This window comes from Desertibacillus haloalkaliphilus (assembly GCF_019039105.1).
Lineage (GTDB): Bacteria > Bacillota > Bacilli > Bacillales > KJ1-10-99 > Desertibacillus > Desertibacillus haloalkaliphilus.
In genome coordinates this window covers 42,846-68,017 of sequence record NZ_JAHPIV010000012.1, presented here as the reverse complement: position 1 = coordinate 68,017, position 25,172 = coordinate 42,846, and the positions used below count along the sequence as shown (strand labels likewise).

Below are 25,172 nucleotides of genomic sequence, written 5' to 3'. Positions count from 1 at the left end.
TTCGGCTCGCGCTGGACTTGTTCTCTCACACTGCGAACTACCTCACTCGGACGAGCTTCCGTGACTCTTGGCTCAACTTGACGACCTTCCACTCGACTTAAATCTCGCTCTGCTTGACTTAATGCCTGCTTCATTCGCTCGCGACCAGCACTTTCTTGACCTCGCTGTTGCAGGTCTCGGGCTTCATTCACGGCTCGTTCTACCTGTTGCGATACTTCTTGACTCACCCGCGCGTTATTCACCACCTGCTCGCGCACTTGATTCATCGCCCGCTGAAGATTCGGCTCGCGCTGTACCTGCTCCCTTATTGCACGAACGACTTCACTTGGGCGAGTCTCATTTACAGGTGCGTTTACGTCTCTTGAACTGGTCTGTGTACCTTCTACTTGTCTTGTATCATTTGCTCTCATATCCGTTCGTACACTGTCTCGTTTCACCTCAAACGTCGGATCAATCTCTTTAGCAAGATTTGTCAAGACTTCGTTTAGTGGCCGACCGCTTAACGCTTCGTGAACAGAACGAAGATGACTAGGTGTCACTTCTAACCGTTTATTTGCTAACGCTTGTACCGTTTGTAAACGTTGCTCTTTTGTTCCGCTTGCACGTTCTAAAAATCCTCGTAAGTCACGAACAGCTTCCTTCGTTAACGGTACACCCTTATCAAGTAGGATTTGCGCACTTTGGCGCAATTCAGGAGATGGGTTCGACCCTGCACCTAAATTGGTTAACACACGTGAAACATCTTTCGCATTCGTTCCCGACTGCGAGGAAGCTCCTTTTGCTCCCTCTGTCATCGCTCTTACACGAATCAGATCTCCTTGTTGTTCGCCAATTTGAACTGCCACCCGCTCATTTTTAGCAGGAGTCTTCCCTTCAAATTTCACTTCAACTTCCTTGCCTCTAATTTGCAGAGTAGCTTCATTATTGGGTTTTCTCTCTTTTACCGTGGCACGGTACACTTCGCCTTCTTTAACCTGTAACGGCTTATCGCTCGACGACAGTTGCTGACTTGCTACTTGATTTTGAATCTGCATTTCCTTCACTCTCCCGCACACTCTACCTCTTTGTTAGTTATATCGGCTACGATTGATTCAATCTTAATGCATTTAACAAGAAAAAAACTTAACAGATTTTACCCTGTTAAGCTTATCCATCTACTATAAGTCACGTAAAAAGTCCTTTTCCAAACTTGTCCCGCGTTGCTGTTTATCTCTGATTAATTCACTGCGATCCCCTTGAAGTTGTGTCCCTTTTACTAGCGAACTATCTCCAAACTTATTTCGAATTTCATCGACGGTCTCAGCTAATTTATCCTTTTTGATATCTTCCTTATATGAAAATAGATCAAGCTGTTTAACGACTTGATGCTTTTCAATCAACTCTTGAGCTGTAACTCCTAACAAACGAACTGGCTTTTGGTTCCAATATTTTCGCCATAAAAACATAGCCGCTTCGAAAATTTCTTGTTGCGTTTGAACAGGGTTTAACAATTTTCTACTCCTTGTCACTGTCTTACGATCTCCATATCGAATCGTCAATTGTATATTTTCAGCATAAACCTCTTTCCTGCTCATCCGCCTTGCCACCGAATCTGATAAATTTGTTAATACCGTTTTGACTTTGGTCTCATTGGACGTATCCATCGGTAATGTTGTCGAGTTTCCAATACTTTTAAACTCAGAGACAGCTTCTGGATCGACAGGTCGAGTATCAATACCGTTGGCCCGCTCGAACAACTGCACACCAACTTTCCCAAATTTTGAACGCAATATCGCTTGGTCCATTTTAGCTAGATCACCAATCGTTTCAATGCCCAATTTTAAAAGCTTCTCTGCTGTTTTTTTTCCTACCCCGTACATCTCACTAATCGGTAGCGGCCACAAAAGCTGCTCAATTTCACGTTTTCGTAACACCGTAATTCCAAGTGGCTTCTTCATATCACTAGCCATCTTTGCTAAAAACTTATTCGGGGCTATTCCAATGCTACATGGTAAGTCATATTCTTGCAGCAGCCGTTCTTGTATCTCTTTTGCGAGTACAAGGGGATTAGACCGATGATCTCCAGCCGTAACATCAACATAGCCTTCATCAATAGAAACAGGCTCTACAAGAGGGGAATACTCGCGCAATAATAAAAAAAGCTTTTGTGATGCTGCACGGTAGCGTTCAAAGTTGGGAGGAATCACTAACAAACTTGGACATAGTCGCTTTGCTTCCCAAACAGGCATAGTCGTTTTAACACCTTGCGCTCTCGCCTCATAACTAGCTGTCACGATAATTCCGCGACGCTCTTTTGGGTTCCCTGCAATAGCAATTGGTTTCCCTTTAATTTTAGGGTTATGTGCAGCTTCAACCGATGCATAAAAACTATTCATATCAATATGGAAGATAACCCGGCCTTTCTTCACATTATCCCGACTCACGAATGCCCCCCCGCTTTCTATCTCAAGTTAATCCAAGTAATGCCTACCAAAATCGTAATAGCTAATCAATAATGAAACAAGAGGAGATTAACGACAGTTTAAACGTCAGATCTGATCAATAATCACCAACCTTTATATGATTCCCCTCTCACAGTTAATATAGACCCCTACTTAAACTCCCCTACCAGATACAAACCTCTGTTTAAACAGAAAAACGCCCCCGAGAGTAAATGTCTCAACAGGACGCTTAACATTACTATATAACGATTAGATTCAAGATCCAGCATGGTAAAATCTTGTCATAACAGGACGAAATATAAATTTTTATGTTATGATACTAGTAACTTATTAATAGAAAGGTGGTAGGTTAACAATGAATAGAATCAACTCCGCCAGTTGTTATCATTCATTGTTATTAAAAGTCCAACAATGCAATCAGACCTTCCAAGCTCAATATCATAAATCCCCCACCATATCCGAAATTTCACAAATGATCAACTGTACAGAAGAACAAATATTAGAATCCTTGGAACTAGGACATGTTCCTTCCCAGATCCAATTGTCATCAACATTCTCTTCGTCTTAAAATATACCTTCTTAAACCAACTGCAATCTTTATGTCACCTCATTGTGCAAATCTAATTTCCTTAGTCACACAACAATCAGTCTCACTATTCTTGCTTTTTTCATACCGGCCTAGCAATCCTTTCAAAACCTCATGTAAATAACACATAGTCAAAGGCTTTGTTAGGTCGATATCAAAAATGGTTATGACTTTTTAGTCTTGAACGGCCAATTGAGTGACTAATCACTCACCTAAAGCTTTAGTCGTACGATTCACCCAATGGATAAAATCTTCGCCATGGAAATGACGATTGGCATCAGCTAAAAATGATATCATTTGCTTCATAAAATGCTTCGTTTCATCACTTTGTTTGCTATATTCATCAACAAAGTCATCCAAACGAATCTCTAGTTCCTTTGACTGCTCATGCTTTTGCTTCCCTTTTTCCGTTAATAATACGTAGGATATTCGGAGGTCATTTTCATCCTTCTCTGTCTTAACCAATCCTTTTTCCTTTAAACGTTTTACAATTTGCATCACCGTCGAAAGATCCCACAGGCCAACTTCGGCAATGCGTGACATCGGGGCTTTTTGCTCAAAGTAAATGATCCAAAGCGCATGTTGTTCAGCCAATGTCAATCCAATTTGCTGTGCAGCTTTCTGCCAGTCATCCTCTAATATTTTATACAGTCCACGAGTATAATTCATAATTAAATGGACATCTTTAATTGAATTTTTCCTCTCCATCATGAGCTCCTTTTATTTTTAGTTTCCATACACTTTTAAATTTTAGCACATTTTATAAAAAAAGTGATTTGATATGCTTATCAGTTCTCTTTTTTTTCACCTCACCTTACAAACATGAAAATACAAGCAACGCTTTCATAAACAAGTCGCCATCGATCAGATGACGACACATCATTTTATTCCTTTATAGCTTCTTTTATTACTTCTACAACAAGTTCAGCAAGCTTATTCAGTTCAGAGATTGGCATTTTTTCATTTTTCGTATGAATTTCCTCATACCCCACAGCTAAATTGACCGTAGGAATCCCGTGACCAGCAATGATATTCGCATCACTACCACCGCCACTTTGCAATAGCTTAGGCATTCGATCAACAGCAGAAACAGCTCGTTTAGCAACCTCAACGACTTGGTCACCATCTCCTAACTTAAATCCAGGATACATGACATCAATGGTCACATCCGCTGTTGTGCCCATTTCTTTAGCTGTTTCTTCAAAAGCAGCCTTCATCTTTTCAACTTGCGCTTCCATTTTCTCTGGGATCAGTGAACGAGCCTCCGCTAAAATATTCACTTGCTCGCAGACGATATTCGTTTGACTACCACCTTCAAATCGGCCAATATTCGCAGTTGTTTCCGCATCAATTCGACCTAGTGGCATTTTAGAAACAGCCTTTGCGGCAACGGTAATCGCTGAAATTCCTTTTTCCGGCGCCACCCCCGCATGAGCAGTCTTGCCATTAATCACCGCGCTCACCTTAGCCTGTGTCGGTGCAGCAACAATAATATTTCCGACCTTTCCATCACTATCTAAAGCAAATCCATATTTCGCCTTTAACATCGTCGGATCTAACGCTTTTGCACCCACTAAGCCGGATTCTTCACCAACGGTAATAATAAACTGAATGGTTCCATGTTCAATCTTTTGTTCTTTTATAACCTTAATAGCCTCTAACATTGCCGCAATTCCAGCCTTGTCATCCGCCCCTAAGATGGTTGTGCCATCTGTAACGACATAACCATCCTTCACAGATGGATTGACGCCATTCCCTGGGACAACTGTATCCATATGTGACGTAAAATAAATCGTATCCACACCATCTGTTGTCCCCGGTAATGTACAAATTAAATTACCAGCGCCATGATCCGTTTTTTGTTCTGCATCATCCTCGACAACCTCAACGCCGAGTGCTGAAAATTTTTGCGTTAAAACCTTGGATATCTCTTTTTCAAATTTTGTTTCTGAATCAACCTGTACTAATTCCAAAAATTCAGCGAGTAAACGCTCTTCATTGACCATCTTAATTCCTCCCATGGTGTTAGTCACTGTTGATATTACACGAGTTTTATTTTTTTTTCACCCTTTGCCCTACAAGGAACGCAACATCTAATTATTTCTTTTCACAAAACTCATAAAGAATACCACCTGCAGATTTCGGATGAATAAAACCAACTTTCGCTCCACCAGCTCCGGGAACTGGCTCATTATTAATCATTGCCACACCTTTTGACTTAATCTCTTCAATTCGATCTTCAATGTTATCAACACCTAATGCAATATGGTGAATCCCTTCCCCACGCTTTTCAATAAATTTAGCAATTGGGCTTTCTGCTGATAATGGTTCCAATAACTCAATTTTTGATTCACCAATTTTCAGAAATGCAACCTTCACCCCTTGCGAAGGAACCTCTTCAATACCTAATAACGGGATATTCAGTTTAGACTCATAAAATGGTAGCGCTTCCTCAAGTGAAGACACAGCTATTCCAATATGATCGATTTTTTTCGGGCTATTTTCTTTATATTCCATTCTTCTCCACTCCCTCATCATTAATTCATAACATTCGATCAATAGTAATAATTCTTCACATTTTTTTAAATCCCTGCCAGTTTATAGAGTTGTCTATATCCCCTTGCTAAGATGAACTGACCTTTAGTACAATAATAACTAGCTATGATTGAGGAGGTTGCCCTAAATGCCACGTAAATTTAGAAAAACAATTATATATCTTATGATTATTTCACTATTATTAGGAAGCTTATTTACAGGAGCTGCTTTTATCTTCTAATAATGATTAATACAAAAATTAGGGACTGCCCAAAGTAACGACTCACCTTATTTAAACGTTTAAAGTGACCTTACTTTTACGGGGCAATCCCTTATTACTTTTCTATAGTTAAATCGCAAAAGTTAGAGTTGAATGGCGCCATTGTTTTTCGCTAACTCCTCAAAACTAGACGTACTGTCAACGACCAAAACCTTTGTGCCAATCGGTATATTCGCATAAAGCTCCTCAACATCTTCGTTATGCATACGAACGCAGCCTGCTGTACGGTATTCACCAATGGATGACGGTTGGTTCGTACCATGGACACCATATGTTCGACCGATCGTATCCTCTGCATCAAAGCCGATCCACCTTGTTCCCAATGGGTTGCTTTCGTCTCCACCTTCAATATTTTCTTTTCGATAATAAGGATCAACCGCTTTTACAGTCATTGTGAATGTTCCTTCTGGGGTTAAGTCCTTTGTCTTGCCAGTCGCAACTGGATAGACTTTTTTAACCTCCCCTTCATCGACGTAGGCAAGTTCATTCGTCTGCTTATTTACAATCACAAAAGGATCACCAACAAGCGGATTTTCTCCAATCGGCCAAAGTGGAGATGCAATACCAATAATCATTAATAAAGCTATAATACGAGTAAGCATAGCGATCTCCCCTTGCTAAAAAGTCTTTTTAGTAGTTTTTTTAAAAGGGAGCAAACTTATACGTTACCCGCTTCGTTTCGATCTAAGGGAACTTTTAATAATCAAATACTGCTCTAGTTCATGCATCACATAAAATAACCCTGAACGTATTTCAAACTCTTGACGATCTTTCGGTAACTCCATGTTTTTAAATTCTTCTTTCATTCGCGCTAACCGTTCAAGAAAAATAATCGTTGTGTTTCCAGGATGGACGCCTTCACTTAATGCTTCAAGAAAATCAGCGATTTTTTCCCCTTGAATAACCGTATCCGTTAGTGAAGAGATAAACGGCATAACTCGCTCAATAATTTCAAATTGTTTTTGCCGCATTTTAAAATAATGATAATAATAATCATCATTTCGTAACAGATGATTTTCAATATTACGGAGTGATGTCCCTATTGCTCGTTTTAAGATCACATCAGTCTCTGTGACCTCTTTTCCATCCCAATCGCTATCACCGTCTCTTAGGTAGTTCACAAGTTCTTGAAAAATTACCTTAAAATTTTCTTCAACCCGCTCTTGATCGCGCTTTAAGTCCTTTTCAACACTAGGCATATAAAGGTTCATAAGTAAGGCCACACCAATTCCTATCGTAATCAGCGCAATCTCATTTAATACGATTGCAAAATTAATCTGCTCCAATGTATAAATATGAAGAATAATGACTGAGCTCGTGACGATTCCTTCCTTGGCTTTTATAAAAACCATTGATGGAATAAATAAAAGTAATAAAATTCCTAAAGCAACTGGATGATAGCCAATCGTCTCAAAAATAACAAATCCAAAAAGCATTCCAACCGTACAAGCCAAAAAACGTTCCCAAGAAACCTTCAACGACTTTCGTTTTGTCACTGAAATACACAAAATCGTAATGATCGCAGCTGATACATAAAAATCAAGAGCCAAGGCTTGTGCAATTGCGATCGATATTGCCGCTCCAGCAGCCGTTTTTATCGTACGGTAACCGATTCTAAACATAGTTCGCCCTTTCTCTTCTTATTTTGATCACACCTTGATAGAAGTCTCCCTTCTTCAGTGTACTCTCTCCTCATCCTCCAATCAAAGGCGGTGCGAGTAAGCTTCCTTCCTTGATCTCTCTTCATCGCTAGCGCACTCCGCCCCTTTACCTCCCTTTGAAACAACTTCTTCTTCCTCAGTGAACCCACCCTAATACTCAATCCCAAGGCGGTGCGAGTAAGCTTCCTTCCTTGATCTCTCTTCATCGCTAGCGCACTCCGCCCCTTTACCACACAGAAAAGGATGATCGCAATGATCATCCTCCCCTTTATTATAATACTTTTTCTAAAAATTCTCTCGCTCGTTCTGTCTTTGGAGCGGTGAAGAAGTCGACCGGCTTTGCATCTTCAACTAAACCACCTTGATCTAAGAAGAATACACGATCGGCAACTTCTTTTGCAAAACCCATTTCATGCGTAACAATTGCCATCGTCATGCCTGTATTAGCAAGGTTTTTCATAACATCTAACACTTCTTTTACCATCTCTGGGTCAAGAGCCGAGGTTGGTTCATCAAACAACATCACCTCTGGTTCCATCGCCAATGCACGGGCAATCGCTACCCGTTGCTTTTGACCTCCTGAAAGACGATTAGGATAAGCATCTTTTTTTGCTAATAAACCTACTTTTTCAAGCAAACCTTCAGCTTTTTTGACTGCTTCTGCATGTGAAACCCCTTTAACCGACATAGGCGCATACGTTAAATTTTCAAGAACCGTCATATGCGGAAACAAGTGAAAGTGTTGAAACACCATTCCAATTTTTTCACGAACTTTTAGAATGTTTGTTTTTGAATTCGTAATTTCTTGACCATCAATCCATACTTGCCCTGATGTCGGCTTCTCAAGTAAGTTCAAGCAACGTAAAAACGTCGATTTTCCCGATCCTGATGGACCTATGATCGCAACCACATCACCTTTGTTAATTTCGGTACTAATTCCCTTTAGCACTTCAAGATCTCCAAAGGATTTATTTAGATTCTCAACTTTAATCACTTTGCTTCAACCTCCGTTCTAATCGTTTGCCAAGGAGGCTTAATACCAATACGATCACATAGTAGATCGCCCCTGCAACGAGTAATGCAGGTAAGAAAGAAAATGTATCAGCTCCAACGATATATGCTCTTCTCATTATATCCATGACTCCGACCGTAGTCACAATCGCTGATTCTTTCGTTAAATTAATAAATTCATTAACTAAAGCGGGCAGGATGTTTTTCATTGCTTGCGGTAAAATGATCTTCACCATCATGTTTCGATAAGGTATCCCCAAAGCTTCAGCCGCTTCACGTTGTCCCTTATCGACCGCCTGAATCCCTGCCCGAATAATTTCTGAGACATAGGCAGATGAATTTAAGCCAAATGCTAATACGGCAGCTAGATACGCCGGGATATTATACCCGGTAATTTCAGGAACCGCGTAAAAGATAATAAATAATTGCAAAATCAGCGGTGTTCCCCGAAACACTGACGTATATGCATCAGCAATAAAATTATAAAATCTGTTTCTAGCAATTTTTAATAATGCTAGTAATGTCCCTAAAACTAACCCGAGCAAGATTGAAATAACAACAATTTGTAAAGTGACCCATATCCCATTAAGTATAAATGGGATAGAGGGCACGATTTGAGAAAAATCCATGCCCACTCTCATTCCTTCCTAGATTAATTATCCTATTCTTCGTCGGCACCGAACCACTTTAAGATTAGTTCATCTAACGTACCATCTTCCTTCATTTCAGCGATAACTTCATTAAATTGCTCCGTTAACTCGCTCTCTTTTGGAAATGCAATTGCATAGCCTGCTTCTTCAGAAACTGGCATCATAAATCCAGTTAATACATCTTGTCTTTCGAAATATCTATTAGCTACAGTATCTTCGAGAACAACTGCATCGATTTGACCATTTCGTAATTCTTGAATTAATTGTGGAATGGTATCACGTTGTTCTACAATAGCCCCTTCAATACTTTCTGCTTCAGCTTCTTGAATGGAACCTAATTGTACACCAACTTTTTTACCATCAAGGTCTTCAATTGACTCAAAGCCACTATCATTTAACGTCACAATCATTTGCTGTCCTTCATAGTAGATATCAGAGAAATCTACGTTTTCACGACGATCATCATCTGGAGTCATACCTGCAATGACAAAATCAACACGATTTGTACGAACAGCTTCTACTAAGCCGTTAAATTCCATATCTTCAATTGTATATTCAAAACCTAATTCAGCTGCAATATGATCAGCAATGTCAATGTCAAAACCAATAATCTCATCACCGCTTGCTGTATCAATGTATTCAAACGGAGGGTAATCCGCCGATGTTCCCATTGTTAATGTTACTGATTCTTCTGAAGCTTGACCGTTGTCAGCCCCTTCATCTGTTGAATCATCTGCACCACCACATCCTACTAACAGACCTGCCGAAAGAATTGCAGCTAGTCCAAATCCAAATAAATTCTTTTTCATTTATTGTTCCTCCTCAATCAATTTCTTACGTATTTTTTATTTTTATTCGCTGAATTGTATATTAACACATCGATCGTTATTTGGGAAGTATAATTATAAAATTCAATTTCTAAATACTAATAGAAATAATTTTCTGATTAAAACAAGTAATAACTGGCTTATAGGAAAGACCTTTGTATGATTATCCCATACAAAGGTCTTTCATTCATTATTAGCGAAAAATTTCAGGGTATACCTGTCAATCAATATTCTAGACAAGTGGCAGTAGTAAAAAATACAGCGAGCGCAATTACAAGAATCGAAAGTAAATTGATCCATTGAACTGCCCACGACATGTCATTCATTTTCAAAGAGCTATATCCAAATACAACAGGCATTTGGCGTTGTAATGATCGTTCTAATCAAACAATTCCCAAAAAACTTGAATCAACCTATTCGTTTCTCCAAACTAAAATGCAATTCAGATAGGAAAAAGCCTTCTAGTTAATAAAACTAGAAGACTTTTTGCCTTTACATTGCAGCTTTATCTTGCTGTAACGGATTTTCTCCCCTTATTTTTTGTAAAACAACTGCTAACACAATCAGCCCGATTGCTATCGCGTCGAAGAGCGGATTTGAACTTATCATTGCCACAGCTGCAACAACAAGAATGATTCGTACGATAATATTGGCACTTTTTGCAGCAAACCAGCCTTGAACAGAAGCTGAAAGTAAGTAAATACCGATAGCAGCCGTAAGTACAGCTAGAGCTATACTTCCAGTTGAACCAAACATCATTAACTCAGGACTATAAATAAACATGAATGGTACGATAAATGCCGCAATGCCTAACTTAAAGGCTTGAACACCAGTCTTAAACGGATCTGTCCCTGCAACACCAGCAGCTGCATAAGCTGCAAGCGCAACTGGAGGCGTAATGGCTGACATTACCGCGTAATAGAAAACAAACATATGGGCAAAAATCGGCTCAATCCCAATTTGAATAAGTCCTGGAGCAACAACAGAGGCGGCAACAGCATAAGCTGCCGTTGTCGGCATCCCCATTCCTAATAAAATCGAAATTCCCATTGCAAATAATAAAGCCAAAAATTGGTTTGTATCCGCAATGCCAAGTAGCATTGAACTAAATCTCAGACCTACACCTGTTAAAGCAATAACACCGACAATAATTCCAGCACACGCACATACGGCCAATAGCCCAATCACATTTTTCATACCAAGCTCTAAAGCACCGATGATTTTCTTTAGTCCCATACGTGTTGATGGATGAATCCAACTTACAATTAAACATGCGATGATCGCAACAGTACCTGAGCGAATAACAGAGTACCCCATTAATAACGAGCTAATTAATAAAATAATGGGGATAAATAAATACGCTTGTTTAAAAATTCCCTTTAATGAAGGTAGCTCTTTACGTGACAACCCTCTCATCCCATTTTTAATTGCTTGAAAATCAACCATGAAATAAACCGATAAGAAATACAGTAACGCCGGAATTGTTGCGGCAATTATGATTTCAGAATATGCAATTCCAGTGACTTCAGCCATGATAAAGGCACCAGCCCCCATAATTGGGATCATAATCTGTCCACCAGCTGATGCTGTCGCTTCTGTCGCAGCCGCAAAGCGACCTTTATAGCCAACACGTCTCATTAACGGAATCGTTAGAGACCCAGTTGCCACCGCATTCCCAGCTGATGTACCATTCATCATCCCCATTAAACCACTAGAAATAACCGAAACTTTCGCAGGTCCACCACGCATCCCCCCAGCGAGGGAAAAGGAAAAATCAATAAAATAACGTCCTACCCCAGACATTTGTAAGAAAGCACCAAAAATAATAAATAGAAGGATATATTTGGACGATACATCCAATGTAACCCCAAAGACACCATCCACACTAAAAATATACGTAACGAATCGATCAAACGAGTAACCATTATGATTTAAAATCCCTGGCATCCATGGGCCAACAAATGCATAGGCAATAAACACCCCTGCTAAAATCGGCAAGGTCATACCACTCGTTCTTCTCGTTAACTCAAGTACAATAAGTAGTCCGGCAACAGCAGCAATCGTGTCCATCATTTGCGGCATCACACCGACACGGAATAATAGGCCCGAAACATTCGTGATAATATAATAGGTTACCCATATAATTGCAGCAATCATCAACCAGTCAACCCAATGGACTTTCTCTGAATCCGTTTTCCAGCCTTTAAATAGCAAGAACCCTAACACTGCTCCAAATGCCAAGTGGATCGTTCTAAACACCCACGGCTCAATGGGATGGAAATTAAGAATATATAAATGAAACAAAGCACCAATAATTGCTATTGCTACAAATGCTTTTTTTGTCCACCCGGTCAATTCACGTGCAGAGCTTGATGACTCTACTTGTTCTTCAATTTCTTTTGCCTTCTCATCACTTAAAACAGACTGAACATCATTGTTGTTTTTTTCACTCATCACTATACCTCCCTAGCATTAGTCTGTAATGGGTGTTCAAAAAGATATTGAATGAGCTACAGTCATTAAATACCTTTTTGAACACTCGCTTCCTCGATATATGATAGGGCACCTGCCGAAACGGCAGGTGACCTATTCTAAATTATTCATGTTCTGCAGGATATACAGATTCAGGTAACTCAATTCCAACTTCCTCATAATAACGAATCGCACCTGGATGTAGCGGCATAACATCATTTCGTAAAATCGCATCCTCCACAGCTTCTTCAGCAGCTGAATGCGTGTTGATTAGCATATCTTGATTCTCATGGTACGCTTTTACAAATTCATAAACGAAATCTGGATCCATTTCCTTATGAACAATTCCAAAGTTAAACATCGCGATCGTTTCTAAATCTTCATCTAATTGGTTATACGTTTCAGCAGGAATTGTAAATGGGAAGAAGAAAGGATATTCTTCAATCACTTGCTCTCTTTGCTCACCGTCAATTCCAAAGAAATTAATATCGCGTTGCGCTTCAACTTCTGATACGGCTGAAATTGGAATACCAGCAGCAAAACCAATGACATCCAATTGACCATCCATTTGTTGGCTCGTCATATCACTTGCCCCTGCTTGTACAGGTTGTACATCTAAATCTAATGCATCATGAATTAATGGTAAGTATGTTCCAGAAGTTCCACCAGCTGGTCCTACCCCAACACGCATACCAGCCATTTCATCAATTGATGTAACTCCACTATTTTCTAATGACCACCAATGGAAAGGTGTTGTGTACATCGGGAATGCGACACGAACATCATCATAGGTTTGACCATCTGCCCATTCTCCTGTACCAGTGATTCCTTCATAACCAGGTCCAAGTGTGATCATACCGATGTCTTGATCTTTATTGTGAGTAAGGATCATATTTTGAACTGGTCCCCCGGTTACTTCCACATTGGCTGTTACCCCTAGTTCACTTTCTAATAGTGATGCAAGACCACCACCATAAATAAAATATGTTCCCCCTTGAGATGCAGTCCCAATGACAACCGTTGATGGGCTTTCATCATAATTTACCGTTGTATCTTGGCCAGCATCATCTCCACCATCGTCAGGTGTACCTGCAGTGTCTTCCCCACCACAAGCTGACGCAAAGACCAAACCTAAACCTGTTATCGTTGTTAGCAACGTCCTTCTAAGAAACTTTTTCATATGTTGCTCCCCCTTATATCCTTTATTTTTTAACAATTCCAATTTTAAAGCGTTTTCAAAACCATTTCATTATTTGAACTTATTGATCTTTTTGGTCTTTTTGGTCACATAAAAAAAGAGCCGAAAAAAATCGACTCTAAAAGGTACTAACCTTCATGTAGATGGTTTACTTCATTCATGATTTCATCGTCAATAATTGGAACAAATTGGTCGTAGACCGGGCTAAAAGCTTCAATCCATCGCTGCTTTTCTTGCTCAGTTTGGATATGAATATCGATAGCACCACTTCTTACGATTCGCTCATACATCTCTTCATTTAACACACGTTCATGCTCATAAAGCCATTCTGTGGTTTCGATCATCGCCTCTCGTATATGACGTTGATAATTAGAAGGTAGCCGATCCCAAAATTGTGGGTTCATTAAGACTGCATAGCCTAAATAACTATGGTTGCTCACTGTCATATAACCTTGCTGCTCATAAAAACGTTTGGAATACATGTTTGTTAACGTATTTTCTTGACCGTCAACCCGTTCATCACTTAAGGCTTCATAAACTTCATTAAATGTAAACACTCTAGGACTTGCGTCAACCGTTCGATATGTTTCTTTTAAGACGTCACTAGGCATGACGCGAACCGAAATTCCATTTAGGTCATCAGGATCCCTAACTGGCCTTACATTATTTGTTAGTTGCTTGAACCCGTTATACCAGAAATCAAGACCCATATACCCATGCTCTTCAATACTTGCAAATAACAACTCGCCAATCCTACCATTAAAGGCTTTCCCCAGCATATCTTTATCCTCAAAAACATAAGGAAGGTCCATTAACAACCAATTTGGGTCATGGACAGCAATCTCTGAAAAAGCTGGCGCAATCATCTGTACTTCATTTTTTGCTAAGGCCTCAAATTCCTCCTGTGCCTCATAGAGCACACCGTTTGGATAAATTTGGACATCAACCCAACCATTTGTCTTCTCTTTGACAAGGTCAGCAAAGTAAGAAGCTGCTAGTCCCTTCGGTGTATTCTCAGCAACTACATGGCTAAATCGAAGAGTATATTTTTCATTTAACCCTTCCAGTTCGTAATCAACTGCCTGCAAGTCCTCTTCCCCATTAAATCCAAAGCCTATATAGATCGCCGTCAAAATCCCTATTAATAAAAACGAAAAAATCGTAACTACACGTTTCATTTTCTACTCCTTTGTCGTCTTTATTTGGTACATTTGAATAGGCCTACCGATCGTACCATACGTTAGCTCCATTTCTACCTTACCGATAGACTCTAAGTAATTTAAATAACGACGGACTGTCACTCGAGCCATTCCAATTGACGCACCAATCGCCTCCGCAGACTTTGGCTCGCTTGTTTGTTCTAAATACGTGTAAATTTGCTTTAATGTCAATACATGTAACCCTTTTGGCAACTCTTCAGGCAAACCTTGCTCTACCTTCCCATCCTTTTGCTGTAAAACTTCGTCGAGTTGATCCTGCGATACTTCCGCTTGTTCATTTAACTGAAGATAAACATCTTTATATTGCTTCAATGCCTTTTCTAACCTTTCAAACGTGAATGGCTTTACTATGTAATCAATCGCCCCATAACGCATCAAGGTTTTCACAGTTTTTGTATCATTGGCTGCCGTAACGGCTATAATATCTACATCGGTATCTTCTTGACGAAGTTGTTGGACGAGCATCATACCATTTGTATCAGGCATATAAATGTCCAATAAAACAAGATCTGGTTTTAGTGAATGTACCTGTTGTCTACCTTCTTTTCCATTTGAAGCCACACCGATAACGGAAAAACCATCTACTTTTTCTATAAACAAACGGTTAACTTCCTGAACCATCGGATCATCTTCAATTAACAATACAGTAATTTCATCGGTTCCGTTCTGGTTCATACTGGACACTCTCCCTTTTCATTGGCACATGAATCGAAATCGTCGTACCTTTTTGTATTGTGCTATCAACCCTAATGTGACCGTCCACACGTTCTACGATCGATTGAACGAGAAATAACCCTATCCCTCTGCCTTCATTGGCCTTCGTTGAATACCCTCTTGAAAAAATATTTCCCTGTATGCTTTCAGGGATTCCATCACCATTATCGGAAAGACAGATTAATAATTGGCCCTCATGCTCCTGAATCAATACAAAAATGTCTTTGTTATTTTTTGTAGACAACTGCAAAGCATCAATACTGTTATCGATCAAATTACCGAGGATGACAACCAAATCATGATTTGTGATTCCTTCTGGATAATGAGTAAACAGGCTGTCTTTATCGATTTTAACTTTAATGCCTAACTCCTTACCGCGACTAACTTTACCAAGTAGCAAACCAGCGATGCTATCATCGTGGATATTTTTTGTAAATAATTGTGATAGTGCAGATTGCTCATCATTTAGTTCAAAAATATATTCTAATGCTTTTTTTCCTTGATCTAATTGAATTAATCCAGCAATTGTATGGAGTTTATTTGAATACTCATGATTTTGAACGCGTAGAGCATCAACAAATGCTTGTACACCTGTTAATTCTTCTGCAAGGCGGTCAACTTCTGTCTTATCCTGAAAAACAGCAACTGCTCCGACAGTTTTACCGGCCACTCTGATTGGAATGCGGTTGCTTAAAACCGCTCGATTCTGAACGTAAAACTCCTTTTGATAAACTGGTTGTTCAGAATATAAGATTTCCGGTAACCGTGTATCGGGAATAACAACTCGGATTTTCTTCCCGATAACGTTTTCATTTTTAATTTGCAACATCTTTATCGCTGATTCATTGATGACTGTAATCTGCTCTTGATCGTCAATCGCAATCACACCTTCATGAATCGCATTAAATGTTGCTGTCCGCTCGACAAGTACTCTTGCCAGTTGTTTGGGCTCCATATGAAAAGTCTGCTCTTTAATATGATTTGCCAACATCCAGGCTCCCCAAAAGCCAACCAACAACGTAATCCCTATAATCGGAATTGCGGTATTACTACCTTCGTAAATTAATGATTTCAGACTCGGCAACACGTTTCCGACAACGACAACACCGACTTGTTCATGATCTGCGTTAACCACTGGAACAAAGGCACGTACCGTTGTTGCATCACCAGCTCTAGCTTTAGACGTATAGATATGCTCAGCAAACGCTGGACCTTCATCTCCGCCATAGAAGGTGGTATGCAAACGTTCGTGTATCGGGTGTGTTAACCGTTCCCGATCCATATTGAGAATGACGATATAATCATTTTTATTAAGCATACGAGTCCGTTCTGCAAATGGCTGTAAAATAGCAGAGGCATTTTCTTTATCTATATTAGCTTGCACGGTTTGGTTTTGCGCAACCAATTGCGCCGTAATCATCGCTCGTTGTGACAATTCTTCCTCTTTAACATCAGAAATATAGCCTATCAAAATGATACCGATAACAACTAAGGAAAAAGCAACAATACCAAATGCTAATCCCGTTATTTTCCACCTTAGAGGCAAGTTCAATATGTTCTTCAAGTATTTCTCTCCATTCGACGATTTTTGAGCAAATAATCACTATTTCTACTATATCAAAAAATCACTTTATGCTGGTATAAAGATAACAAGAGGAAATAAAAAAAGGCCTCAGATTATATCCAAGACCTTGAATTTATGTATTGGCGCGCCCACCAGGATTCGAACCCAGAATACGAGAGCCGAAATCTCGTGTGATATCCATTTCACTATGGACGCCTAAGTGGCTATTAATATTTGCGACATAATTTATTATAACACAGTGGCTATCGGTGTCAAGTATATTTTGAAAGAGTTAAAAGTAGCCTTTCAACTCTTTCATTCAATCCCTATTCCGCCTTTACTGTGCCTTCTTCAAGCATTCCTTCAAAACGTTCATTAATTTGTTCTTCAGTATAGCCAAACTTATGTAACCGAGACGCTAAGTTTTTTGACCAAAGAGTCGTTCGTTCACTCATCTTTTTATATTTTTTTGCTGTTGAGCCCTTTGATTCGGATGCTCTACTATCTGCATTAGACATTAAATTTTCGATAATAAATAATGCCTTCCAAATATCATCTTCTTCGAAGGATTCGTTTTTGTCCGCTAACACTGACATCACATCTTTATAGTAGCTGTTAAATTCCGCAAACGAAATTTCTTCCTCCATATTTAGATATTCCTGAATTTTATCATATAACTCTTGTAACCCTTGCAAACTTTTCACTCTCCTTTACTCATTCCGCTGTATAGTATAGCACAAAATAGCCGTGAATGCTTGCTTACAAAAAGGGATCCTATGCAACTTGAATCTCCGTCACATCGATCCCCTATCCCATTCAAGTTGCGTCAAATATAGATTACGAGCAATACGTGTCGAATGCTTTTTCAAGCTTTTGCACGACTTGAATTGGCTCATGCCCTTCAATCTCGTGACGTTCTACCATCATTTTAATTTCACCATCTTTTAAAAGTGCAAATGAAGGTGAAGACGGTGCATAGCCAGTGAAATATGAGCGAATTTTTGCAGTCGCTTCTTTATCTTGACCAGCAAATACTGTTACAAAACGATCGGGCTTCTTATCATAATTAGCCATATAAGCAGCTGCTGGTCTAGCAATACCACCTGCACAACCACATACAGAATTCACCATAACAAGGGTCGTTCCCTCTTGTTTAACGACGTCTTCAACATCTTCAACTGTTGTTAGTTCCGTATAGCCTGCCTCCTGCATTTCCTTACGTGCCGTTTGGACGACATCATTTATCATGAAATTAAATTCCATTCGTTACACACCTCTTTATTATAGTTTCTACCCCTATTGTACCCTTTATACCCTAGAGTTTCCAAATCATACGCATACATTTATAAAAAAAGTGGTCACTTCCTGAATTGGCCTGCCTGTTACTTTTTCAGCAGTCTCCTTCTCACCCAAACCATTTACGAATGTACCAGGCGGACTCCACCTTCACTAAAAGCGAAGCACCTCAGAGAAACTGAGGTGCTTTGGGTGTCATGACTGGCTAAGCTCTAGTCGTTTCTTAAACAGTTCATTTAATTCTTTATAATTCGTAAATAGCTTTGGAATCAATTCTTTCAACTCTTGATCATCTTGTTTTTGAACAGCGTTCGTAAACTCCGTTTGTAATGATTCATGTTTTTTCAACCATTCTTCCCCTACAACATCTCCATGCAAAAGCTCGCCTTTCTTTTTAGCTTCTTGAAGTTTTTTCCGGATCAGTTCCCTTTCCTTATTGATCTCTTGCCATACATCCACATACTCCGGGGCAAATTTTTCCGCTAGTAATTGATAGTATAAATTCAAGTGAATACTAAAATTTTCATGGGTATGCATAATTTTATCTTCATATTGACACTCCGCCTCTTGTGAGCCTTCCCCCTCTTCAGCGTAGATCAACGGTTGATTCGTAAATAGTGCTACTAGGAGAGTACATGCCATGAACAATAACAGCGCCTGACTCATATTATTGTTTCTCATTCTAGCCACCCTTTCTAATTGTACTTATCATGTAGGATTGACCAAAAAGAAACAATCAATGTAGGAAATCAAAAAATGTATTAAAAAAGTGACCGTCACGTTACTGACAGCCACCTTTTTCAAATTTAATAAATGGACGTGTTCTCATTGGACATTGCTTCAAGCTTTTCTTTAATACGAGCTAAGAAGCGACCACATACAAGTCCATCAAGTACACGGTGATCCAATGATAAACAAAGGTTAACCATGCTTCGTACCGCAATCATATCGTTTTCCATCACAACAGGACGTTTGACGATGGACTCGACTGACAAGATCGCTGCTTGTGGATGATTAATAATTGGCGTTGATAATACGGAACCAAATGAGCCCGTATTATTAACCGTAAATGTTCCGCCTTGCATATCTTCACCTGACAATTTATTAGTACGGACCTTGGTAGCTAGCTCATTAATCTCTCTAGCAACCCCTTTTATGTTCTTTTCATCCGCATGTTTAATGACTGGCACATAGAGTGAATCATCCGTTGCAACTGCAATAGAGATATTAATATCCTTCTTCTGAATAATCTTATCACCCGCCCACATCGAATTTAGTTGTGGGAATTCTTTTAACGCTTCAACTGTTGCTTTGATAAAGAACGGTAAGAACGTTAAGCTAAAGCCTTCTTTTTGTTTAAAGGATTCTTTTATTTCGTTACGGAAGTTGACAAGGTTCGTCACATCCACCTCAACCATCATCCATGCATGTGGGGCCTCATGCTTACTTTTCACCATATTAGCAGCGATCGCTTTTCGCACACCACTAACAGGGATTTCGATATCACCAGGTCCAGCTGTAGGTGCAGGTCCTGATGCATCCTTCTTCACTGGATCCGGACTACCTGGTACCTCAGTTGGCCGTGACTCCGGTACCTTTAATTCACTTTTACCACTCGGCTCCGAAACAGGCTTCTGAGGTTGCTCACCACTTTCAATCAGCGCCTTAATATCCTTACGAGTAATTCGACCACCTTTTCCAGAACCAGTCACTTGTGTAAGATCAATCTCATGTTCCTGTGCTAAGCGAAGGACAGCAGGTGAATAACGTTGCTTTTGAGATTGATCGCTTGGTTTTGTTGCTGAATCAGGTTCTGCTTCTGCTTGCTTTGATTCTTCTTGCTTTTGCTCTGTTTCTGCACCTTCAACCTCGATATAACAGATTAATTCACCAACAGCGATGGTTTCATCTTCGTTAGCAACAAGCTCTTTAATTGTTCCACTATAAGAGGAAGGGACTTCTGCATTCACTTTATCCGTCATTACTTCTGCGATTGGATCATATTTATTGACATGATCACCAGGTGCTACAAGCCATTTTGTGATTGTTCCTTCCGTTACACTTTCCCCAAGTTGAGGCATTGTTATTTCAGTTGCCATCTCATACCCTCCTCAAATCCTAAAATTCAGCTAGTTCACGCATTGCTTTTTCAACTTTATCTGGGTTTACCATAAAATATTTTTCCATAGTCGGTGCATATGGCATCGCCGGAACATCCGGACCAGCCAACCGTTGGATAGGCGCATCAAGGTCAAACAAGCAATGTTCAGCAATGATCGCAGATACCTCACTCATGACGCTACCTTCTTTATTATCTTCAGTCACAAGCAATACTTTTCCAGTCCGCTTTGCGGCTTCGATGATCGCGTCTTGGTCTAAAGGATAGACTGTACGCAAATCAAGAACATGCGCAGAAATTCCATCCTTTTCTAATTTTTCCGCTGCTTGAAGTGCAAAGTGAACGGAAAGTCCGTACGTAATCACTGTGATATCATCACCTTCACGCTTCACATCTGCTTTTCCAATCGGTAGTGTATAATCTTCCTCTGGTACTTCGCCTTTAATTAAGCGATACGCACGCTTATGCTCAAAAAATAACACAGGGTCATCAGATCGAATCGCCGCTTTCAAAAGCCCTTTGACATCGTATGGTGTTGATGGCATCACAATTTTAAGCCCTGGAACATTCGCAAATAAAGCTTCAACCGATTGTGAATGATAAAGTGCACCATGTACACCACCGCCGTATGGAGCACGAATCGTAATCGGACACGTCCAATCATTATTGGAACGGTAGCGAATTTTCGCCGCTTCCGAAACAATTTGATTGACGGCAGGCATAATAAAGTCAGCAAACTGCATTTCAGCCACTGGACGCATTCCATACATGGCTGCACCAATCCCAACCCCTGCTATTGCCGATTCTGCTAATGGTGTATCAATCACTCGTTCTTCTCCAAATTGCTCATATAATCCATCCGTTGCCCGGAAAACACCTCCACGAGCACCAACATCTTCACCGAGTACAAACACCTTTTTATCACGTTCCATCTCTTCGCGTAATGCTTGAATAACCGCTTCAATATAAGAAATGACTGCCATGAAATCTCCCCCCTTATTCTGCATAAACATGCTTTAATGCATCTTCAGGGTTAGCATAAGGTGCATGTTCAGCATATTCAGTCGCTTCGTTTACTAACTTCGTGATTCGCTCGTTAATCTCTTGTTCAACCTCTTCAGTTAAGACCCCAACCTCTTTTAAATAAGCCGCAAACGTAAAAATCGAGTCCTTTTTCTTTGCTTCTTCAACTTCTTCACGTGAGCGATACGCACGGTCATCATCATCACTAGAATGTGGTGTTAACCGGTAAGAGACCGTTTCAATTAATGATGGTCCTTCTCCTTTGCGACCACGTTCTGCTGCCTCTTTTACCGCTTCATAAACAGCTAATGGATCATTACCATCGACCGTAACACCTGGCATACCATAACCTATTGCGCGATCGGAAACATTTTCACATGCCAATTGTCGTTCAACAGGGATTGAAATCGCATATTTATTGTTTTCACACATAAAAATCACTGGTAATTTGTGTACTCCTGCAAAATTCGCCCCTTCATGGAAATCCCCTTGGTTTGATGAACCTTCACCGAACGTTGTAAATGTCACAAGATCTTTCCCATCCATTTTTCCTGCTAGAGCAATCCCAACTGCATGAGGCACTTGTGTCGTTACCGGTGAAGAACCTGTCACAATCCGATTTTTCTTTTGACCAAAATGACCCGGCATTTGCCTTCCACCTGAATTTGGATCCTCAGCTTTCGCAAAAGCAGACAGCATTAAGTCACGTGCTGTCATCCCAAAGGTGAGGACAACACCTAAATCACGGTAATATGGCAGCACATAGTCTTTGTCAACATCTAACGCCATCGCTGCTCCTACTTGCGCCGCTTCTTGTCCTTGACAAGAAATAACAAACGGAATTTTTCCTGCACGGTTAAGTAACCACATCCGTTCGTCAATCTTCCTCGCTTCTAACATCGTTTCATACATTTTCAATACGTCTTCGTCTGATAACCCGAGTGCTTTATGGCGGTTTTCAGTCATTATAAACCCTCCTTTAATCAACTAAACCTTATGAATGAATCGCTTTGCCATCTACAGCCAATGCAGCTTCCCCAATCACCTCTGATAAGGTTGGATGCGGATGAATCGTATGCGCAACCTCCCAATGGGTGGCATCTAATACACGAGCAAGGGCTGCCTCTGAAATCATGTCCGTCACATGCGGCCCAATCATATGAACACCGAGTAAGTCCTCACTATCTTTATCTACGACAAGCTTTACAAACCCATCTGACTCTCCAAATACGAGCGCCTTACCAATCGCCCGAAACGAAAATTTACCGGTTTGGACGGTGTAACCTTGACCTTTAGCTTCTTGTTCGGTTAAACCGACGCTAGCCACTTCTGGGTGACTATACGTACACTTAGCGACCATCGAATAATCAAGTGGCTGTGGCTGTTGATTCGCTAGGTGCTCGACAGCGATAATTCCTTCATGAGAAGCAACATGCGCAAGTTGTAATCCACCGATCACATCGCCAATGGCGTAAATATGGGATTCTTTTGTTTGATAGACATCATTTGTTTCAATCACACCATTTGTGACCTGAATATCAGTATTTTGCAAACCAATATCTTCAACATTAGCCACACGACCAACAGAAACGAGTAACTTATCCCCAGAAAAGGACTTTTCTTCCCCCTTATGCTCAGCTCTAATGGTGATTCCGTCAGTCTTTTCTAATGAATCACCAAGCACTTTAGCACCTGTTATGAGCTTCACACCTTTTTTCTTCAATAAACGTTGCGCCTCTTTTGAAATTTCATGATCTTCCGTCGGTAAAATACGATCGCCATATTCAAGCACGGTGACATCCACTCCGAAATCTGCAAACAAAGACGCCCATTCAATGCCAATCACACCGCCACCGACAATCACAATCGAACTCGGAAGTTCCTCAAGTTGCAGTGCCTCATCAGAAGTTAAAACATACTCACCATCCACTTCAATACCTGGTAACGTTCTTGGCTTTGAACCAGTAGCGATAATAACGTTTTTCGGAACGAGCATCGCATTCTCATCACCATTGGAAAATTCAACAGAAATCGTACCTGGTGTCGGCGAAAAAATCGATGGTCCTAAAATACGACCTGTTCCCTGATAAACGTCAATCTTCCCTTGTTTCATCAAATGCTGAACGCCATTATGTAATTGATCAACAATTTTTTGCTTTCGCTCTTGAACCTTTAAGAAATTTACACCAACTCCCTTTGTTTCAATTCCAAACTCTTCTGACCTCTTCGCCGTTGCATACACTTCAGCACTACGAAGTAATGCCTTGCTTGGAATACACCCTTTATGCAAACATGTTCCCCCAAGCTTTTCCTTCTCAACAACAGCCACTTTTAACCCTAATTGTGATGCACGAATTGCAGCGACATAACCACCAGTTCCTGCACCTAGTACGACTAGATCATATTCTTGTGACATTTACGTTCCTCCTTCATTACTTGAGCATAACCGTCTCTATCCTAAAACTAGATCACATTCCCTTTTGGGTATTCTTTCGCCTTTTCACTCCCCTGCAAGACCCGAAAAGCACCTTCTGCTAACGCTTTTAACTCATCTTCACCAGGATAGACAAGAACATCTGCGATCCAGCTAACTTGGTTGGTCATTTCTTCTACAAGCGATTGGCCATATGCGAGCCCTCCAGTTAAAATAATAGCATCAACTCTTCCCTGAAGAGCTACACTTGCCGCTCCAATTTCCTTCCCAACTTGATAAATCATTGCTTGATAGACGAGTTTTGCTTCCTCATCCCCAGCATCGATCATTTTCTCAACCTTTATCGCATCCGTCGTATGAAAATAACTCATCAAACCCCCTGATCCGGCTAGCAGTTTTTCAACCTCAGGCTTACTATAACGTCCTGAAAAACACAAGTTCACTAATTCACCTGTTGGTAATGTACCAGATCGTTCAGGGGAAAATGGACCCTCTCCATGTAAACCATTATTCACATCAACAACTCGCCCACGTTTATGAGCACCTACTGTAATCCCTCCACCCATATGAACAACAATTAAATTTAGTTCTTCATACTTCTTATTGAGATCATCTGCTGCCCTTCTAGCAATCGCTTTTTGATTCAACGCATGAAAAATGCTTTTACGTTCAATCCCCTGAAGACCCGATATCCTTGCAATCGGCATCATTTCATCAACAACAACTGGATCAACAATATAGGAAGGTATATTTAACTGCTGTGCGATTTCAAAAGCGAGTATCCCACCTAAATTGGAGGCATGCATACCAGCATAACCTGCTTTTAAGTCAGCAAGCATTTCATCATTCACTACATATGTCCCGCTCTCAATCGGTCGAAGCAACCCCCCTCGACCGACTACAGCGTCAAGTTTAGACAAGTTGATCCCTTCTGAATGCAAGGTTGCAAGTATCACCTCTTTGCGATACGAATATTGATCAATGACTAATTCATAGGTAGCAAGCTCATCTCGATCATGCCGGATTGTTTTTTCGTATAATGAATGACCGCTGGTAAAAATGCCTATTTTCGTAGAAGTTGAGCCAGGGTTTAGCGTAAGAATCCTAATATCCTGATCAATCATGTCTTTTCAACTCCACC

General features: G+C 40.3%; 24 protein-coding genes and 1 tRNA gene. 1 reads left to right on the top strand and 24 read right to left on the bottom strand.

Translation table 11 applies throughout. The annotated features are described in order from the left end of the window. Positions 1 to 1,157: 1,157 nt before the first annotated feature. From KH400_RS14265 to mce, 4 genes are all read right to left on the bottom strand, one after another. Positions 1,158 to 2,423, bottom strand: a complete 1,266-nt coding sequence (locus KH400_RS14265) for a DNA polymerase IV (protein ID WP_312889195.1) — start codon at positions 2,421 to 2,423, stop codon at positions 1,158 to 1,160. An 808-nt stretch (positions 2,424 to 3,231) separates the two neighbouring features. Further along, complete coding sequence (locus tag KH400_RS14260; RefSeq protein WP_217225630.1) at positions 3,232 to 3,738, bottom strand: MarR family transcriptional regulator; 507 nt, start codon at positions 3,736 to 3,738, stop codon at positions 3,232 to 3,234. A gap of 173 nt (positions 3,739 to 3,911) precedes the next feature. After that, on the bottom strand, positions 3,912 to 5,033 hold the full coding sequence (locus KH400_RS14255) for a M20/M25/M40 family metallo-hydrolase (protein WP_217225629.1): 1,122 nt from the start codon (positions 5,031 to 5,033) through the stop codon (positions 3,912 to 3,914). 91 nt (positions 5,034 to 5,124) lie between these two features. Further along, positions 5,125 to 5,544 carry a methylmalonyl-CoA epimerase gene (gene mce / locus KH400_RS14250; RefSeq protein WP_217225627.1) on the bottom strand — a complete coding sequence of 140 codons (420 nt, stop codon included), beginning with the start codon at positions 5,542 to 5,544 and terminating at the stop codon, positions 5,125 to 5,127. A 166-nt stretch (positions 5,545 to 5,710) separates the two neighbouring features. On the opposite strand from mce, the gene prli42 reads away from it, so the two are divergent. Next, complete coding sequence (gene prli42, locus KH400_RS14245; RefSeq protein WP_217225625.1) at positions 5,711 to 5,803, top strand: stressosome-associated protein Prli42; 93 nt, start codon at positions 5,711 to 5,713, stop codon at positions 5,801 to 5,803. A 122-nt stretch (positions 5,804 to 5,925) separates the two neighbouring features. Here prli42 and KH400_RS14240 read toward each other — a convergent pair whose 3' ends face one another. The 20 genes from KH400_RS14240 to buk all read right to left on the bottom strand — a co-directional run bounded on the left by KH400_RS14240 (position 5,926) and on the right by buk (position 25,155). Beyond that, positions 5,926 to 6,444: a L,D-transpeptidase gene (locus KH400_RS14240; protein ID WP_217225624.1), complete on the bottom strand. Its 519-nt coding sequence runs from the start codon at positions 6,442 to 6,444 to the stop codon at positions 5,926 to 5,928. A gap of 63 nt (positions 6,445 to 6,507) precedes the next feature. Continuing rightward, positions 6,508 to 7,464, bottom strand: coding sequence for an aromatic acid exporter family protein (locus tag KH400_RS14235; protein ID WP_217225622.1), 957 nt, complete (start codon positions 7,462 to 7,464; stop codon positions 6,508 to 6,510). After that, positions 7,437 to 7,763: a hypothetical protein gene (locus KH400_RS14230; RefSeq protein ID WP_217225620.1), complete on the bottom strand. Its 327-nt coding sequence runs from the start codon at positions 7,761 to 7,763 to the stop codon at positions 7,437 to 7,439. Before KH400_RS14230 ends, KH400_RS14235 begins: the two co-directional genes overlap by 28 nt. A gap of 11 nt (positions 7,764 to 7,774) precedes the next feature. Further along, the gene (locus KH400_RS14225) at positions 7,775 to 8,497 is read right to left on the bottom strand and encodes an amino acid ABC transporter ATP-binding protein (protein WP_217225618.1); all 723 of its coding nucleotides are present in this window, start codon (positions 8,495 to 8,497) and stop codon (positions 7,775 to 7,777) included. After that, complete coding sequence (locus tag KH400_RS14220; protein WP_217225616.1) at positions 8,490 to 9,149, bottom strand: amino acid ABC transporter permease; 660 nt, start codon at positions 9,147 to 9,149, stop codon at positions 8,490 to 8,492. Before KH400_RS14220 ends, KH400_RS14225 begins: the two co-directional genes overlap by 8 nt. Positions 9,150 to 9,175: 26 nt before the next feature. Beyond that, positions 9,176 to 9,973, bottom strand: a complete 798-nt coding sequence (locus KH400_RS14215) for a transporter substrate-binding domain-containing protein (protein WP_217225614.1) — start codon at positions 9,971 to 9,973, stop codon at positions 9,176 to 9,178. Positions 9,974 to 10,483: 510 nt separating this feature from the next. Next, positions 10,484 to 12,445: a TRAP transporter permease gene (locus KH400_RS14210; protein ID WP_217225612.1), complete on the bottom strand. Its 1,962-nt coding sequence runs from the start codon at positions 12,443 to 12,445 to the stop codon at positions 10,484 to 10,486. A gap of 142 nt (positions 12,446 to 12,587) precedes the next feature. After that, positions 12,588 to 13,643: a TAXI family TRAP transporter solute-binding subunit gene (locus tag KH400_RS14205; RefSeq protein ID WP_217225610.1), complete on the bottom strand. Its 1,056-nt coding sequence runs from the start codon at positions 13,641 to 13,643 to the stop codon at positions 12,588 to 12,590. Between the two features lie 146 nt (positions 13,644 to 13,789). Next, positions 13,790 to 14,839 carry a TRAP transporter substrate-binding protein gene (locus KH400_RS14200; RefSeq protein WP_217225608.1) on the bottom strand — a complete coding sequence of 350 codons (1,050 nt, stop codon included), beginning with the start codon at positions 14,837 to 14,839 and terminating at the stop codon, positions 13,790 to 13,792. Positions 14,840 to 14,842: 3 nt separating this feature from the next. After that, on the bottom strand, positions 14,843 to 15,556 hold the full coding sequence (locus KH400_RS14195) for a response regulator (RefSeq protein ID WP_217225606.1): 714 nt from the start codon (positions 15,554 to 15,556) through the stop codon (positions 14,843 to 14,845). Further along, entirely contained in the window at positions 15,534 to 17,150 is a 1,617-nt protein-coding gene (locus tag KH400_RS14190; protein ID WP_217225851.1) for an ATP-binding protein, read from the bottom strand. The genes KH400_RS14195 and KH400_RS14190 overlap by 23 nt, the downstream gene beginning before the upstream one ends. A gap of 150 nt (positions 17,151 to 17,300) precedes the next feature. After that, positions 17,301 to 17,375: transfer RNA gene (locus KH400_RS14185), tRNA-Arg, on the bottom strand. Between the two features lie 110 nt (positions 17,376 to 17,485). After that, positions 17,486 to 17,863, bottom strand: a complete 378-nt coding sequence (locus tag KH400_RS14180) for a hypothetical protein (protein WP_312889194.1) — start codon at positions 17,861 to 17,863, stop codon at positions 17,486 to 17,488. A gap of 133 nt (positions 17,864 to 17,996) precedes the next feature. Next, entirely contained in the window at positions 17,997 to 18,422 is a 426-nt protein-coding gene (locus tag KH400_RS14175; RefSeq protein WP_217225604.1) for a BrxA/BrxB family bacilliredoxin, read from the bottom strand. Positions 18,423 to 18,650: 228 nt separating this feature from the next. Beyond that, on the bottom strand, positions 18,651 to 19,136 hold the full coding sequence (locus tag KH400_RS14170; protein WP_217225602.1) for a hypothetical protein: 486 nt from the start codon (positions 19,134 to 19,136) through the stop codon (positions 18,651 to 18,653). A gap of 125 nt (positions 19,137 to 19,261) precedes the next feature. Continuing rightward, the gene (locus KH400_RS14165; RefSeq protein WP_217225600.1) at positions 19,262 to 20,554 is read right to left on the bottom strand and encodes a dihydrolipoamide acetyltransferase family protein; all 1,293 of its coding nucleotides are present in this window, start codon (positions 20,552 to 20,554) and stop codon (positions 19,262 to 19,264) included. A gap of 19 nt (positions 20,555 to 20,573) precedes the next feature. Continuing rightward, complete coding sequence (locus KH400_RS14160) at positions 20,574 to 21,557, bottom strand: alpha-ketoacid dehydrogenase subunit beta (protein ID WP_217225598.1); 984 nt, start codon at positions 21,555 to 21,557, stop codon at positions 20,574 to 20,576. A 13-nt stretch (positions 21,558 to 21,570) separates the two neighbouring features. Continuing rightward, positions 21,571 to 22,563, bottom strand: a complete 993-nt coding sequence (locus KH400_RS14155; RefSeq protein WP_217225596.1) for a thiamine pyrophosphate-dependent dehydrogenase E1 component subunit alpha — start codon at positions 22,561 to 22,563, stop codon at positions 21,571 to 21,573. A gap of 28 nt (positions 22,564 to 22,591) precedes the next feature. Further along, positions 22,592 to 24,013, bottom strand: coding sequence for a dihydrolipoyl dehydrogenase (lpdA, locus tag KH400_RS14150; RefSeq protein ID WP_217225594.1), 1,422 nt, complete (start codon positions 24,011 to 24,013; stop codon positions 22,592 to 22,594). Positions 24,014 to 24,060: 47 nt separating this feature from the next. After that, positions 24,061 to 25,155 (bottom strand): butyrate kinase, encoded by a 1,095-nt coding sequence (buk, locus tag KH400_RS14145; protein ID WP_217225592.1) that lies wholly within the window; start codon positions 25,153 to 25,155, stop codon positions 24,061 to 24,063. Positions 25,156 to 25,172 lie beyond the last annotated feature (17 nt).

Excerpts from the sequence above, each read along its gene's own strand:
- KH400_RS14260 (WP_217225630.1), bottom strand. The coding sequence starts at position 3,738 with ATGATGGAGAGGAAAAATTCAATTAAAGATGTCCATTTAATTATGAAT.
- KH400_RS14255 (WP_217225629.1), bottom strand. The coding sequence starts at position 5,033 with ATGGTCAATGAAGAGCGTTTACTCGCTGAATTTTTGGAATTAGTACAG.
- mce (WP_217225627.1), bottom strand. The coding sequence starts at position 5,544 with ATGGAATATAAAGAAAATAGCCCGAAAAAAATCGATCATATTGGAATA.
- prli42 (WP_217225625.1), top strand. The coding sequence starts at position 5,711 with ATGCCACGTAAATTTAGAAAAACAATTATATATCTTATGATTATTTCA.
- KH400_RS14240 (WP_217225624.1), bottom strand. The coding sequence starts at position 6,444 with ATGCTTACTCGTATTATAGCTTTATTAATGATTATTGGTATTGCATCT.
- KH400_RS14235 (WP_217225622.1), bottom strand. The coding sequence starts at position 7,464 with ATGTTTAGAATCGGTTACCGTACGATAAAAACGGCTGCTGGAGCGGCA.
- KH400_RS14230 (WP_217225620.1), bottom strand. The coding sequence starts at position 7,763 with ATGATCATTGCGATCATCCTTTTCTGTGTGGTAAAGGGGCGGAGTGCG.
- KH400_RS14215 (WP_217225614.1), bottom strand. The coding sequence starts at position 9,973 with ATGAAAAAGAATTTATTTGGATTTGGACTAGCTGCAATTCTTTCGGCA.
- KH400_RS14210 (WP_217225612.1), bottom strand. The coding sequence starts at position 12,445 with ATGAGTGAAAAAAACAACAATGATGTTCAGTCTGTTTTAAGTGATGAG.
- KH400_RS14205 (WP_217225610.1), bottom strand. The coding sequence starts at position 13,643 with ATGAAAAAGTTTCTTAGAAGGACGTTGCTAACAACGATAACAGGTTTA.
- KH400_RS14200 (WP_217225608.1), bottom strand. The coding sequence starts at position 14,839 with ATGAAACGTGTAGTTACGATTTTTTCGTTTTTATTAATAGGGATTTTG.
- KH400_RS14195 (WP_217225606.1), bottom strand. The coding sequence starts at position 15,556 with ATGAACCAGAACGGAACCGATGAAATTACTGTATTGTTAATTGAAGAT.
- KH400_RS14175 (WP_217225604.1), bottom strand. The coding sequence starts at position 18,422 with ATGGAATTTAATTTCATGATAAATGATGTCGTCCAAACGGCACGTAAG.
- KH400_RS14170 (WP_217225602.1), bottom strand. The coding sequence starts at position 19,136 with ATGAGAAACAATAATATGAGTCAGGCGCTGTTATTGTTCATGGCATGT.
- KH400_RS14165 (WP_217225600.1), bottom strand. The coding sequence starts at position 20,554 with ATGGCAACTGAAATAACAATGCCTCAACTTGGGGAAAGTGTAACGGAA.
- KH400_RS14160 (WP_217225598.1), bottom strand. The coding sequence starts at position 21,557 with ATGGCAGTCATTTCTTATATTGAAGCGGTTATTCAAGCATTACGCGAA.
- KH400_RS14155 (WP_217225596.1), bottom strand. The coding sequence starts at position 22,563 with ATGACTGAAAACCGCCATAAAGCACTCGGGTTATCAGACGAAGACGTA.
- lpdA (WP_217225594.1), bottom strand. The coding sequence starts at position 24,013 with ATGTCACAAGAATATGATCTAGTCGTACTAGGTGCAGGAACTGGTGGT.
- buk (WP_217225592.1), bottom strand. The coding sequence starts at position 25,155 with ATGATTGATCAGGATATTAGGATTCTTACGCTAAACCCTGGCTCAACT.